The organism is Nitratireductor thuwali (assembly GCF_036621415.1).
GTDB classification, from domain to species: domain Bacteria; phylum Pseudomonadota; class Alphaproteobacteria; order Rhizobiales; family Rhizobiaceae; genus Chelativorans; species Chelativorans thuwali.
The window spans coordinates 2,869,823-2,883,533 of the sequence record NZ_CP030941.1; the positions used below are offsets into that span (position 1 = coordinate 2,869,823).

Below are 13,711 nucleotides of genomic sequence, written 5' to 3' on the forward strand. Positions count from 1 at the left end.
GTGCCCCCATGGAACGGCTCAAGCAAGCATGCTTTGCAGGCCGTCGGATTGTCCGGCGTCGGTCGGGGTGTAGCCCGCTCCCTCTGGCGAATTCTGATTGGCATCGGTCGTGTCGTCGCCCAGAAAGGCGACAGCCTCTGTGGCCAGCTTGTCGGGATCCTGAGCGCCCAGATCCGGGTCGCTGGAGATCAGTTCGGCCTGTATCAGGAGCTCGTCCGAATATTGGGAGCCACCGACATAGGTCTTGCCCGCTGCGTCCACGTCCAGAATTCCGGCCATATTGACCAGTGAATTGGCGCCTGTTGAAAGGGTCCAGTCGGATTCCGGGTGAGGCCTGACAGCGTCCATCGCGAGCGCGACCTGGTCGCTGTCGCCGAGGATGTTCGTCTGTTTGACGAACTGAACGTCTATGAGGTCGCCCTTTATATAGAGCACACGGAGCGTTTCGAGGCCGGCGAAGGCACTGTCGTTCAGAACGCCGTCTGAGAGGCTGCCGTTGCCGTTTGCAAAGCTCGCCGCCGCTTGTCCATACGCTTCCGACAGGGCTTCGAAGCGGTCGGCCCTCCCGATTGTATAGATATGGGCCTGGTTCCAAAGCAGGTTGTCGCTCATCGAGACCGACGCGGTACCGGAGGTCTGAAAGCCAGGAGTTGCGCCGATCAGGTCGTTTTCGAACAGGATGTTCAACTGCTGAATGATGTTCAGATCGAAAACAGAACCGCCGATGATGATGAGGTCGTAGTTCTTGCCCAGTTCGGTCAGAGAAATATCGTTTGTCGCGGTATTGCCGCCGCCGATTATCCGCGTGGTTACGCCGGAGGACGACAGAACACCGATGTCGTTGTCCATCATGAACGTATATTGCTCGAGCCAGTTCATGATCATGAGATCGCCGTCGATCTCCTGCACCACCCAGTGCTTTGGAAAGTCGCTCTCAAGCGCGTCGCCAGCGCCCGTCGCTTCCTTGGAAGGATCCAGGCGCTCGAACGTCGCGATATTGAAGGCCTGCGTAGGCGGACCATCGGCCAGGGAGCCGAAAGCGGTGGTAAGCCAGTCGGTGTCACACCAGGCATTGATCTGGATAACCGCGTTGATCTCGATGTGATCGCCGACGACCGCGCAGACGGAACCGGCGAGCCAGTTGTTCTCCAGACTGACCGAATTGACGAGTAAATTGCCGCCGGCCTGCAGTTCGACCGAGGCTTTGAAAGCTTCGTTCCCGCTATGGCTGATCGAGGAACCCGCTTCGGCAGTCTCCCCCTTCCGGTCGCTGCCGTGCACAATGCCGTCATTTTCCTCGCCCTCTTCCTCGCGCTCTTCCTCGTCTTCTTCATCCTTTTTGAGGTCGAGGTAGTCTTCCAGCTCGGGCGCTTCATCGACGAGCTGCCCGTTTACATACGTTCCTTCGATCGTTGCGGAGTGGACCGTGAACACCTCCGCTTCATCACCAGGCTCATATGGCGCTGCGATCAGTTCCGTCACTGTCGTTGAAAAGTCGCGGGCGCCTTCGGAGAGATCGGAAATCTGCAAATCCCTCAGAGGCGACAGGTTCTTCGCCTCCGACATAAGGGCGATCAATTCCGACCCGTCGCTTATTGCAGGCGAGAACACCAGACCGTGCTCGCCGACCGAGAAATAGTCGTCATCGTGTAGCCTGATGTACTGGGCTATGACGGTCGCCACCGAGCCGGGTGGCTGGAGATCGGGGAGATCTATGGCGGTTCCCGGCCACGCTCCCTGCAGATGCGCTTTCAGGGAACCCGAAATGGTGATTTCCTGTGCCGGCGCAATCGGGATGTGTTGCGGGGTATATCTAAAGTATGGCAGCACATCCAAAGGGGTCAGCTCTGGCCCCGGGGAGACATATTTCAGCTCGGGCGCGAAGCCCTCGAAGGAATATGGAGCCTTGACCGTTTCCTGCGAGGCCCACAGATCCCCTTCATCTGGTTGTCTTGCCTTCAGAGCTCTGAATTCGTCGTACTGGTCGCGCAGACGCGCTTCTTCCAGTGAAACTTCGAACAGTCCAATGAAGTGGGCGATCGCCTCGGTGATTTTATCCATATGCACGAGCTTCGCCTCCTGTCTGACGACCGGTGTTGTTCAAGCCGATCTTTTTGGAAGTGGACTGCGCGGCTTCCCGCGCAGTCCGTTGTCGGTGAGTTCGTGACTGGCACGAAATCGGTCAGCCTTAGGCCGCCTGGTCGTCTTCGCCGATAACCGTGCTGTTGAGGTTGCCGCCGACCACGGTCATGTCGACCGCGTTCTGCTGCAGGTTCGCACCCATCACGATTTCCTGGTTGAATGCCGACAGGCTGTTGCTTGCGTCGGCCGAAGCAGCGCTTTCACCGAAGACATAGCCATCGTCGCCGTTGCTGCTGCCCCAGGTTCCGCCTGCGCCGCCTGCGCCGCCGGTGCCGGTAGAGGTAGCAGCACCGCCGCCACCGCCGCCACCGCCGTAGGCCCAGCCGCCCGTGGCGCCGCCGCCATCGGCATCGCTATCGGCCCAAGCGCCGCTGAGCGCATCGCCACCGGTGCCTTCGGACTTTGCGTCGCCGCCTGCGGCATCGCCGCTGTCCGCCTTGGCGTCACCGCCAACGCCCAAGCCGAGCCCGAATCCCGCACCGATGCCAACACCGGCACCAAGCGCGTCTCCGCCATCGTCGGTCGTGGCGTCGCCGCCGCGGCCAGCCGTGGCGTCGCTGTCGGCGTCCGCGTCGCTGTCGGCGTCGGCCTTGCTGTCGGCGTCGTTGTCGCCACCTTCGGCCTTGGCGTCGCTATCGCCGCCTTCTCCGAAGTTCAGGATGGGGATGATCGGCACATGAGCATCGATGCCGTCCCCGGCGTCGTCGGCATCAGCCTTTGCGTTGCCGGCGTCTTCGGCTTCGGCCTTGCTGTCGGCATCTGCGCCACTGTCGGCGTCGGCCTTGCTGTCGGCGTCGCTGTCGCCGCCTTCGGCCTTGCTGTCGCCACCCGTTGCCAGCCCGGCACCGAGCCCTAGGCCGAGCCCAAGGCCCAGACCAACACCATGGCCGCCTTCGGCCTTGGCATCGCCGCTGTCGCCTTCGCCGCCCTTGGCATCGTCTGCCTTGCCGTCGCCGCCATCGGCTTCATCGGCCTCGGCCTTGGTGTCGCCGCCGAAGCCACCGATGGCACCACCGCCTTCAGTCTTCGTGTCGCCGCCGTTGCCGCCATCGGCATCGGAATCGCCTTCGCCGCCGTAGCCGCCGGCCACGATGCCGTCACCAGACTTCGCTTCGCCGCCCTCGGCCTTCTGATCGACGTCGAATTCGGCGTCGTTCTTGACGATGGCTTCTTCCAGGGTGTCGTTGTCATAGATCTGGGCGGTCTGGGTGATGACGTTGGCCGTGTTTGTGCCATCGCCAATCAACGAACCGTTCAGGAAGTTCGAAAGGCTTATGTCGTCGCCCGGATCGAAATCGACGTCACCGAAAGCAGAGACCATGTCGCCGTCGACATCGACACTGCCACCATGATCAACGTCAATGAGGTCGTTGTCGTCGGTGCCAAGATCGCCTTCGAGAGCAAGGTCGAGCTCAACGTCAACATCAACGTCGGTCTTGTTCTCGTTGTAGTTGACGTTCTTGTTCTCGTTTTCGTTCTCGTTCTTGTTCTCGTTTTCGTTCTTGTTTTCGCTCTTGGCGTTTGCCTCGGCCTTTGCATCGCTGTCGGCATCAGCCTTTGCGTCGGCGTCGCTCTTTGCATCCGCATCAGCCTTTGCGTCGGCGTCACTCTTGGCGTCGGCGTCGCTCTTTGCATCCGCATCAGCCTTTGCGTCGGCGTCGCTCTTGGCGTCGGAATCGGACTCGCTCTTGGCGTCTCCCAAGTCGATCTCGTTTCCGATAAACTGCCAGCCAAGCACATTGATGTTGTCGCTATTTCTGTCGACCATTGTTGTGTCCTCAGAAGTGGGGCCGCGACAACCGAACCACTGTCATCTCTAATGTGGTTTTGAGCTGCACACGGCCGTTGGGTTTGATGTTTTTTGGACCACCAGACCGAGGGGACGTACGATCGGCGATCCGTGGAGCATGCTTGTTTGTGTGCTTAACCTCCCTTCGCTAGTGGATCTCACCGTCGTTCGACGGAGGATACGCACCGCCGGTGCGCATCAGGCATCGGGAGAATGAGAAAGCCGCAGCTTCACATGGTTCCCAAGCCAGAGAGGAAGTCTGCCGCTGCGAAGGGCAGTTTGTTAGCTGTCAGTTGGAGCTAAACCGTCCGAGATACCTCGGCCGTGCATTTATTGCCGCACAGCTCCAAGTGGACCTGCAAGCCGTTAGAAGGCGAAGGCGGCGACACATGGCATTTGCGCTTCCATTCTTCGGAGCAGCGCCTGCAACCTGCCTATGGATGTCTCGATGAGGATTAACTGCGATGGACTAAACGGCAGGACCCGGCCAACGGTCCCACATAGATCGAGCTATGGTGCGGGCCGCCGCAGACCCTTACTTGGTAGACAGCGCCAGGTCGCGCTGGGTTCATCGGGGCTAAGGCGAGCAAGTTTGCCGGAAGCGGCGGGCGCTGCTGCGGGGGCGGGGCGAATGGTCGGTCGTGATCACCTTATGGTGACCTTCGGGTTTTGCGGCGCTGCCAGAACAAGACGGAATGCCCGGACTCCACGAATCCTGCTGCTCGTGGGACGGCTGAACTGGACGAACACGGAGAGCCTCCTCATCTACCCGGTTGCCGGCCTGGCGAGGTTCGACAAGAAACGGCCATCATCATTGGCGGACGTGGAACGCAGGGGTGCAACTGTCGGCGATGGCTGCGCTCGGATGCGCATCCCTGCCAGCGGCCAGGCGCAAGAGCATCTAGAAGCAGCCGGCCGCAGCCAGCGCCGCGCCTGCTGGTACACGATCGCCCACGGCGGCAGATCGTTGGGCATCCAGCGCTACCGTGTGTCCTGGCGATGTAGCGCAGACCGTTTGAAGACCGCGCGCGGCGAATGCGTCCGCTGACCGCATTCTACGGACAGAAGCCACGGATCAGGCACCACAAGCGCCCATTCCGCTTCGGAAACAATGCAAGGGGTAAGGTTTGCGAGAGGCACTGCGCCCAGCAGGCCTCACTATGTTTACTAGTCCCTATTTACTAGTCCTAACAGCCTCTGGCGCCAGGTGCAGGATAGCCTTTCGCGCTGCCGGTCGCGAATCCTCCAATATTCCAACGATAGCGGCAGCGGTACTCGCATCGGTACGCTGCTATAGATTGCAGAAATCAGGAGGCGCTGGTATCATTAACAATCTGTTACCGTAGTCGTAGCAGTTGATACGCGCTCGAAAAGGGGACGGGGCGCCTTTTTCCTCAAAGGAGAAGACGATGTACCTGTACCCCTTGGGGAGCGGGCTGAGCGCAGCTTTGCTCCTATCATCCACAGTAATGTCGACGGTTGTACCGGCGGCTGCACAAAACAGTCCACGGCCACGCCTGGCATTAGAGCAGTGCCAACCACTGACGGTGGACAATTTCGCGATCTGCTGTGTCGCGCTCAATCGCGGCGCCATCCTGACGCCTGAGCAGCTTCAGCAATGTCCGCCACTGACAACGTCTATCGTGTCCAGAGCGCTGGGCGGCTTTAGTGACTCCGACAACGGCGGCGCTGGCGGCAATGGCGGCGACAACGGCGGCGGCGGCAACGGCGGCGGCGGCAATGGCGGCGGCGGCAACGGCGGCGGCGGCAACGGCGGCGGCGGCAACGGCGGCGGCGGCAATGGCGGCGGCGGCAACGGCGGCGGCGGCAATGGCGGCGGCGGCAATGGCGGCGGCGGCAATGGCGGCGGCGGCAATGGCGGCGGCGGCAACGGCGGCGGCGGCAACGGCGACGGCGGCAGCACCGGTGGTGGTGACACCAGCGGCGGTGGCGGCGGTTCCGGCGGAAGCGACTCCGGCGGCGGCGACGGCGGCGATGGCGGTAGCACCGGTGGTGGTGACACCAGCGGTGGTACCAGCGGCGGCGGCGGAAGCGACTCCGGCGGCGGCGATGGCGGCGATGGCGGCAGCACCGGCGGTGGCGGCACCAGCGGTGGCAGCGGTGGTAGCGGCGGCAGCGGCGGTTCCGGTGGCTCGGGGGGCGCAGGCGGCTCCGGCGGTTAAACGGAGAATGCCATCTCAAAGGGACGAGCGCCGACGCGCTCGTCCCTGCCTGTGTCAGCCGCACTTCCGATCACCACCGCCTTACGTCCATGCGCCCGCCGCCACTGATGCCGAAAGCCCCACATTCCTCATGGCGCATCCCCCGCGGACTGGATAGCTGAACCGATGACGGCCAACCGGTATCCATATCTGGTGTCGCCCGACCCATTCGTACGGGAACTGGTTGCGCGGATCGACCGCGGCTTTCCGAAAGCTGCGGCCGTCATGGCTCAGGCCATCGGTATGGTCTGCGGCGACGCCGAACGTCCGATACGCTTTTTGCGCAATCCTGCATCGAAAGCGGCATTCCTTGTCGGTTGCTGTGCGGAGGAGGTCGCCACGCTGGCAGGCAATCTGCCGAGCCGCGAAGGCAGGATTTTTCTCCGCGAAACGATCGAACAATTGAAACGCCATGCACGACCTTTGAAGGCGAAACGCATATCGCCGGATTTCCGGCGGCTGGTAGCCGACTATCGCGGCAATCCAACCGGCATGCGGCTTAAAACCGCCTGCTACATGCTTCGGGTAAATGGCATGCACCAGCTGGAGGAAGTGCTTATCGCAGATCCCGTGGCGTCACTCAGTATAGAGGTGACAGTCGTGATCGACGGGGTAGCAGGTACGCTTCTTGACACCATGTCCCATCCGCTCGCCGGAACTGGTGCGGCTCCAGCTCCTGTCCGCAACCGGACCGGCTGAGGACCCCCTGTGCCCATCAGCAGGTGCGCCGGCCGGTAGTTGGTCGAAGCAGCGGTCGTCCGATCATACGGTCCCAGTTTGCCTATGATGATGTTGTGGCGTGTACTTCAATCGCGTTATCCGCGACATCGAGTGCCCGGATGGTAAAGAGTTTCCGCGCCCGGAAGGGAAGCGGTGCACTGAGCGGAACAGCATCTCTTCCACGGCACGCTGTTGCTGAAAGGACCACTTGGCCGGGCTGTCGGGAGATCCGTCTGCTCTCAAGGCGCGTGCAACTGCTGTCGCCGCGTTTCTCCGGCAACCGCTCTGGAAGGCAGGCGGGTGCCTCAGCTCGTCGCCGCCGGCTTGCTGATCGTGCCGATGCGTTCCCACTTGCCTGGGACGGACTGGGATTGGCGAGCGAAATAGCGGTACGGCGACTTGGACCAGTCCCTGACGGCATCCGTCATATTGTCGAGAACGAAATCGCCCCGGTCGGTCCTGACCGTGAGCACCACATGGCCCTCGCCGCCGCGCGTGGCGACCGTGAGCAGAAGGCTAGAGGCCGGCCAACCGCGCTTGAGCAACTCCTGCTTCTTCCGGATGGCGAAGTCCTCGCAATCGCCCACTCGCTTGGGCAGGCGCCAGTCATCTGCCTTGCCGGTCGATTCGAGGTCGCTCATCTCCTTGACGGCGCGATTGACGGATACGGTGACGGCTTTGAGTTCCGCCGTGCGGGCAGGCGTCAGTTCAACGGCCTTCACCGTGCCTACAGTGTTGCACAACTGCGGCTCGCGAGAGCAGAACGGGAAGAAGGCCGGCGGCGGGAAGGCATGGCCGCGCAGCACCATATGGGTTCCGATCGGAGCGGTTTCCTGCATCGTGCCGATTGCAGCGGTGGAGGCGATCGGCGCAGACTGACTGCAACCCCACAGTCCGGCGGCCGCCATCATGACCCAAATAAATCGAATCATATAAGTCCCCTCTATATTAATCAGAGTGCTTAGTACAAATTGCTTTAGCAAGTCTTTCGAACCGTAATTCACGGCTTTCCATTGCGCGGACTGTTAAAAATTCGTTAACGTCCTTCAAAGGATTTGAAGGACCTTGTCTCGGGCAGGCGGCGACCGCTCCGCCGAAGCGTTTCCGAAGCCCGCAAGTGCCTCAAGACAGTCCTTCTCCCCGCCTGAATAAGCTCACCTGCAGGATGCGAGCGGGCGCCGCAGGCGTGCCAATGCATATACTATCGGGCCATATTGTGGTCCGGAACGGACAAGGAGAGCCCGGTGCTCGCGAAGCGGCCCGGCTCGCCGCGCTCGAGGCAGCGGCGGCGATTGGCTTTCAGGTGATCGAGGAGGCCGTTCCCAAGCGGCTATCGGGGGGCGAGTTCGTAGGGGTCTCGCACGGCACTTAGTCAATTCGAGTTTCCACAGGTTGCCCCGCCGGCCAAGCAAGACCGGCGGGGCCTGCACATGGGTTCAAAGCGTTACGAAGACTGCGATATCCTGACCTCCTGGCCGCTTCCCAGCTCCTGGTCGGCATCAGCGTCGACCTCTGGAAGCTGTTCGATGTCTTCCTCGGTCATGCCGCGCAGCACGAGTTCATCGCCACCGCGCAATGCCGAGATCCTGTCGAGCGGGAGGGCGACCTCATCCTCGCCCAGCCCCAGGAAGCCGCCGTGGGAAAGGACGACATAGAGCCGGTCATTGGACCTGATCACTCTCTCCACCGTGCCCAGTTCATCGCCACGCGCATTGACGAGGTCGCGGTCGACGATCTCCGAAACCGGAACGGATGCTGTCTGCCCTGAGGCTTCCTGGCCGCCATCGCCGCGCAGCATCCGGTAGGTCCGGTCGGAGACGCCCTGCTGGCCGACGCTAGCCGTCTCCTCGGCACCGTCCGCCTGGGCGCGTGCCTGCTGCTGCTGATCCTGTTCGCCGCCACGCCTCTGCTGACGCTGGTCGGCCGTCTGCTGCTGTTCGGCCGTTTCGAACCGCACCTGCGGCTCGCCCGTGCGGTTGAAGGTTACCTGTGGCTCGCCGGTCATTTCGAACTGCACATTCGGCCGCGCGGCTTCGTAGCGTACTTGCGGCCGCTGGCGTTCCACATTTACCTGAGCCTGCTGTTGGCCCTGGTCCTGTTGCTGCACGATGGGCTGGCTGCGCTCGACCTGCACCCGCGCGTCGCCCTCGTCTTGAATCCTGACCTCAGGTTCCGGCTGCCGGACCCGCACCTCGGGCTGGGTCTGAGAGACGTCGATCTCCGGCTCAGGCACTGAAACCGCGACATCGGGCTCCGGCATGCGGACCACGATCTCCGGCTCAGGCTGGTCGATGGTGATCCTCGGGCGCGGCATCTCGACCCGGACCGTCGGCTCGGCCTGACGGACGATAACCTCCGGCTGCCCCTGACGCACGTTTACGCGAGGCTCTGGCTGATCGTAGGTGATCTCCGGCGAATCCTGCTGAACGGTCACCCGCGGATTCGGCTGCTCCACCACGATCCTGTCTGGATCGGTCTGTTGTGCCTGCTGTCCCGACTGGCCTTCGGCTCGCTGTTCACCGGTATCTGTCTGCTGGTTTCGTGCTTCACGCGCATCGAGACGCTCGACAGCTTGCTCGGCCTGCGCCACGTACTGCGCGCATTCCTGCCTCTCCCCTTGGCGCACGACGTCGTTCGCCTCGTTGATCCATTCGCTCCGGAATCTGTCTTCGTTTTCCTGGATAAGCTGCGTCAGCCGTTCACAGGATTGCTGATTGCCGGCGGCACGGTCGTTTTCCTGGGCCAAAGCAGGCGTGAGAATGGTTCCGCAAAGTAGGCCGGTCGCAAATAGTGCGATACGTTGTCTGTGCATTTCTTTCCTCCTTGGCTGCGCGCAGACATCAACCCCGTGGCGCCTCGGCACCCCGTTGAATCACCCATTGCCTGCGCATCGATCTGGCTTCGGCGGCTTATGACAGTCGCTCTACTCGCCAATAACGGCAGGGCCCAAATGTTCCGAAAAAGCGGTCGGCCACCGACGAGGTTCCGGCGCGAGGCCGTTTCGGCCCTCGCACTACTCAGCGCCCAAGCAGCCACCTGGCGAAGGCATCTTTCGCGCTGGTTCAACGGCGGGCACAAAAGGAGGCAGTCCCGCCAGCGCGATGGGGCCCTGCCTCAATGCTCTGGAACCGTCAAAGGACCCTGTAGGACGACATGACCAGGTTCCATCACGGCCCTCCCGCCAATCGTTGCCCAGGAGCGCCTTTCGCGCATCGCCGCACTGTCACAGCTTACGGCGAGCCCGGTGCGGAGGTTAGGACATCCCGGCGAAGGGCTCCAACAACTCGCGAACCTTGGCGCGCCAGACGCAGACCAGATCTTATACGGGCACCGTACGCCGGCACTGAGCGCAATCAACGGCCTGCTACGACGGCACGTGGCAGATATATATCAATCAGCTTTTCCATATGGGCGTCACGCTCAGTCGCGCTCTCCCCGCCCATGACAATCGCGATAACCCCCCGGCCACCGCGAGCGGCAGAGGTGGCGACGTTAAAGCCGGACGCGCGGATATAGCCCGTCTTTAGACCATCGACCCCATCCACGCGGCCGAGGAGTTTGTTGTGTCCGCGGATCGTTTTGCCGCCGTACGCGAAGCTGCGGTTGGCAAAGTAGTGATAGCGATGCGGAAAGCGCTTACGCAAGGCACGTGCCAGCATTGCCATGTCACGTGCCGTGGAGATCTGCTCCGAATTGGGCAGACCCGAAGCATTGCGGAATGTGGTTGAGTGCATGCCAATTAGGCGTCCCTTCGCAGTCATCATACCGGCGAACTGCTCCTCGGAACCAGCAAGATGTTCAGCTACCGCGGTGGCAACGTCGTTTGCAGACTTAACGCAAAGGGCCAAGATGGCAGCTTGGACGTCTAAGCTCTGGCCGGCCTTCAAGCCGAGTTTCGATGGGGGACGGGAGGCAGCGTAGTTGGAGAAGGGAATCTGATCGGAAAGGTCAATGAGTCCCGAGTCCAGCGCCTCAAACAGAAGGTAAAGCGTCATCATCTTGGTGAGTGAGGCGGGATAGCGGGCATCCCTCGATGCATGTTCGTAAAGGACCCTATCGGAATTGGCATCAACGACAATCGCCGCATACTTTTCCGATTCCAGCGGCGGAACGGCGGGTGTCAGTACGGCACTGGTGCTGCATCCCGCCAGCGTCATGAGAGCAGCCATGATCATAGCGAGAAAGCGCACGTGGGACTTCGCCCTCATTTGAATCACGGCACCCAGTGGCCTGGACGCCAGCGAGCAGCATAGCCGTTCCGAAGAACTTCCCCAGCCGTTTCGCCATTTGACATCCTGACCCAGGCCAATGGCTGACCTTGACGATCGCGCAGGCAAGAGACTTCAGCCTGCACTTCTTCTGGCAGGAGTTCCTCCAGCCGCTGCTTTGCCTGCTCACCCAGCGCCTTCTCTCTTGGGCGCTTTGGACTGGGCGTTTCGGGCGTGTTGATGCCGCACCGGTTCAGCGCAGCCGGACCCGTGATGCGCATCTTCTGACTGTCGCAACTAATCGTGTCGCCGTCGATGGCGGAGAGGGCGCCGCAGGTTAAGACAGCAACGCTGGCCAGTCCGATCACATTCTACCTCTCAATCCAGAATTCTTGCTGACCATGTAGTCACTTCGGGTCGCGACCATTCCACAGCAATTCCACCGGAAAAAGAAGGGGTTCACATACGCGATCTACAACGTACGATTTCTGCAAGGTAAATCGGCGTCCACAACACCGCTAATCTGGTAAAGCCAAAGTTCGGTCCCTAGCGCGCGAGGTCGCCGAGCCGCGCCATCACGTGCAGCGCTGATAGCGCAACGCAGCCGTTTCGGCGCAGCCAGCGGATCGCCAGCCGGGAGAGCGCGTGCCGCGGCAGTGATCAGCGATCCAATTGAAATCCCGTCACACTTGTAACTCTCACCCGACGCACCGCCCGAGGTAGAGTATCTTTGTCGCAATCGTTGAAAAAGGCGGACTGAGAGGACTGGAAATGACGACGCTTTCAGCAAGAGAGCAAGTCGATTCGCTGTCGGGGCCGGCGGTCGATGCGGCCGGCTAGCTCGGGCTCGCCGCCTCCCCGACCTTCGCACTGATGACCTGGATTTCCGCCATTGGCATGCCGAGCATGACGATGTGCTCAGCCACCTCTGCTTTCGTGCTGATCGACGATATGGCCCTGATGTACCTGCTGATGAGCTTCTTTCACCTATCGCCATGGTTGGAGCTCCTTTCAACCCGTTCGCAGTGCCGCAACACCCCGACACGCAAACCATAGGAGACTAGCAATGCAACACGCTGTTGTTTCACGCGATGAGTGGCTGACCGCCCGCCGGGCCCTGCTGCAGGCGGAGAAGGAACTCACGCGTCTTCGCGACAAGGTCGCCCGACAGCGGCGCGCCTTACCATGGGTGCGCATCCACAAGGAATACATGTTTGACACGCTGGATGGCCCGCGCACGCTTGCCGATCTCTTCGACGGTCGATCGCAGCTTCTTGTGCAACATTTCATGTTCGCGCCGGGATGGAAGCAAGGCTGCCCGAGCTGCTCCTTCATGGCCGACCACACCGACGGTATGAATATGCATCTGGCAACCACGACGTTACGATGATCGCCGTGTCGCGCGCCCCGCTTGTCGAGATCGAGCGCTTTCGCAGTCGCATGGGCTGGCAATTCGAGTGGGTGTCGTCGAACAGCAACTCGTTCAATTATGATTTCCGCGTCAGTTTCACGCCTGAAGAGGTTGCCACTGGCCATATCGACTACAACTTTGGCCAATGGCGGGAGACTGGCGAGGAATGGCCTGGCGTCAGCGCCTTCTTCAAGGACGAGACTGGCGATGTCTTTCACACCTACTCCACTTTTGGTCGTGGTGTGGAGGTGATGATGGGCACCTACGCAATGCTCGACCTCACGCCGAAGGGGCGCAATGAGGCCGGGGGAATGGACTGGGTGCGCCACCACGACCGCTACGAGAATTCGCCCCGGTGATGCATGGACCGGCTTCGCACAAGAGGCAGCCAAGGAGGATACATGACGGTCCGGATCCGCTGATGACGCACGCGCGCCGGAAATGCGCCTGGCTGTCGAGCGAAAACTCGGCATTTCTCGGTGCGCGGCATGAGCGGTTTCTTCACCACCTCCATAATGCGCCGGACCTTTTGATCGTGGTCGACCTCGCCCGCCGTTTCGCCACAGTAGGCGGCGATGACCACACCGGCCTTTACCAACGGGTCGCCGATGCCACGAACAGCGAACTGGCTTCGTCGGGTGCGACATCGAGGTGGGGCATCAACTACTGCAAGGCAGCCTATTGGCAGCCGCCTGAGCCTCCCACAGCAGTGGGGAAGACGCCAATCCTTGCCCCGCACCATATATGCGGAAGATCCCTTGAATCTCGCACCGCAGCAGAGGCTCGCTACGTGACCGAGGGCTGCCACACAGACGCCCAAGCAGATTCTTCGCTGGAGAATTCATCCCGTGAGGACCGGGTTCAACGCCTCGATTTCCGAGTTGACGAATTCGAAGAACGCTTCAACGCGCGGAAGGTGCCTGGCGTCGGGATGGGTAACCAGTCGCCAAGCGCGGGTCAGCTCGGGAACGCGTTCGAAGACTCGGACAAGCTCCGGTTCGCCGTCGCCAAGAGCGATCGGCAGGGCGGCGACACCTATTCCGGCCTTCGCCGCACGGCCCATATCGAGTCTGCGACTGCGGGGCATGAATCATCCGTGATTCCTTGTCTGGCACGCATCGCGAGCAAGACGCCATCGACGGGACGGCAGACGCATGGTTTGATCGTGATCTTTCCGAACTTCGGTTTGCGTACGAGCGTTTGAGCGATCGAGCCACCA

The 13,711-nt window shown here is 61.5% G+C and carries 10 protein-coding genes and 1 pseudogene; 5 read left to right on the plus strand and 6 right to left on the minus strand.

Features of this window, described 5'->3' with window-relative positions; translation table 11 throughout:
* Window positions 1-18 precede the first annotated feature (18 nt).
* Together NTH_RS13945 and NTH_RS13950 are read right to left on the minus strand one after the other, a co-directional pair.
* Window positions 19-2,061 (minus strand): type I secretion protein, encoded by a 2,043-nt coding sequence (locus NTH_RS13945; protein WP_338530575.1) that lies wholly within the window; start codon window positions 2,059-2,061, stop codon window positions 19-21.
* Between the two features lie 127 nt (window positions 2,062-2,188).
* Window positions 2,189-3,880 (minus strand): hypothetical protein, encoded by a 1,692-nt coding sequence (locus NTH_RS13950; RefSeq protein WP_338530576.1) that lies wholly within the window; start codon window positions 3,878-3,880, stop codon window positions 2,189-2,191.
* 1,460 nt (window positions 3,881-5,340) lie between these two features.
* Between NTH_RS13950 and NTH_RS13960 the strand changes: the two genes are divergently transcribed.
* Both NTH_RS13960 and NTH_RS13965 read left to right on the plus strand, forming a co-directional pair.
* Window positions 5,341-6,114, plus strand: a complete 774-nt coding sequence (locus NTH_RS13960; RefSeq protein WP_338530577.1) for a hypothetical protein — start codon at window positions 5,341-5,343, stop codon at window positions 6,112-6,114.
* 165 nt (window positions 6,115-6,279) lie between these two features.
* Complete coding sequence (locus NTH_RS13965) at window positions 6,280-6,852, plus strand: hypothetical protein (RefSeq protein ID WP_338530578.1); 573 nt, start codon at window positions 6,280-6,282, stop codon at window positions 6,850-6,852.
* Between the two features lie 326 nt (window positions 6,853-7,178).
* On the opposite strand, the gene NTH_RS13970 is transcribed toward NTH_RS13965, so the two are convergent.
* Entirely contained in the window at window positions 7,179-7,712 is a 534-nt protein-coding gene (locus tag NTH_RS13970) for a transglutaminase-like cysteine peptidase (RefSeq protein ID WP_338531917.1), read from the minus strand.
* Window positions 7,713-8,065: 353 nt separating this feature from the next.
* Here NTH_RS13970 and NTH_RS13975 point away from each other — a divergent pair, with 353 nt between their 5' ends.
* On the plus strand, window positions 8,066-8,245 hold the full coding sequence (locus tag NTH_RS13975; protein ID WP_338530579.1) for a hypothetical protein: 180 nt from the start codon (window positions 8,066-8,068) through the stop codon (window positions 8,243-8,245).
* Between the two features lie 72 nt (window positions 8,246-8,317).
* Here the strand turns inward: NTH_RS13975 and NTH_RS13980 are convergent, their stop codons facing one another.
* The 3 genes from NTH_RS13980 to NTH_RS13990 form a co-directional block, all read right to left on the minus strand.
* Window positions 8,318-9,685 carry a PRC-barrel domain-containing protein gene (locus NTH_RS13980; protein ID WP_338530580.1) on the minus strand — a complete coding sequence of 456 codons (1,368 nt, stop codon included), beginning with the start codon at window positions 9,683-9,685 and terminating at the stop codon, window positions 8,318-8,320.
* A gap of 541 nt (window positions 9,686-10,226) precedes the next feature.
* A complete protein-coding gene (locus NTH_RS13985) occupies window positions 10,227-11,063 on the minus strand; it encodes a D-alanyl-D-alanine carboxypeptidase family protein (RefSeq protein WP_338530581.1) in 837 nt (278 codons plus the stop codon).
* A 23-nt stretch (window positions 11,064-11,086) separates the two neighbouring features.
* A complete protein-coding gene (locus tag NTH_RS13990; protein WP_338530582.1) occupies window positions 11,087-11,449 on the minus strand; it encodes a thermonuclease family protein in 363 nt (120 codons plus the stop codon).
* Between the two features lie 698 nt (window positions 11,450-12,147).
* Between NTH_RS13990 and NTH_RS13995 the strand changes: the two are divergent.
* Together NTH_RS13995 and NTH_RS14000 are read left to right on the plus strand one after the other, a co-directional pair.
* Window positions 12,148-12,851 (plus strand): annotated as a pseudogene (locus NTH_RS13995) (DUF899 domain-containing protein).
* A gap of 62 nt (window positions 12,852-12,913) precedes the next feature.
* Entirely contained in the window at window positions 12,914-13,696 is a 783-nt protein-coding gene (locus NTH_RS14000; protein WP_338530583.1) for a hypothetical protein, read from the plus strand.
* The last annotated feature ends 15 nt before the right edge of the window (window positions 13,697-13,711 follow it).

Coding starts and splice junctions, on each gene's coding strand:
- NTH_RS13960 (WP_338530577.1), top strand. CDS start 5,341: ATGTACCTGTACCCCTTGGGGAGCGGGCTGAGCGCAGCTTTGCTCCTA.
- NTH_RS13945 (WP_338530575.1), bottom strand. CDS start 2,061: ATGGATAAAATCACCGAGGCGATCGCCCACTTCATTGGACTGTTCGAA.
- NTH_RS13975 (WP_338530579.1), top strand. CDS start 8,066: ATGCATATACTATCGGGCCATATTGTGGTCCGGAACGGACAAGGAGAG.
- NTH_RS13980 (WP_338530580.1), bottom strand. CDS start 9,685: ATGCACAGACAACGTATCGCACTATTTGCGACCGGCCTACTTTGCGGA.
- NTH_RS13970 (WP_338531917.1), bottom strand. CDS start 7,712: ATGCAGGAAACCGCTCCGATCGGAACCCATATGGTGCTGCGCGGCCAT.
- NTH_RS14000 (WP_338530583.1), top strand. CDS start 12,914: ATGACGCACGCGCGCCGGAAATGCGCCTGGCTGTCGAGCGAAAACTCG.
- NTH_RS13965 (WP_338530578.1), top strand. CDS start 6,280: ATGACGGCCAACCGGTATCCATATCTGGTGTCGCCCGACCCATTCGTA.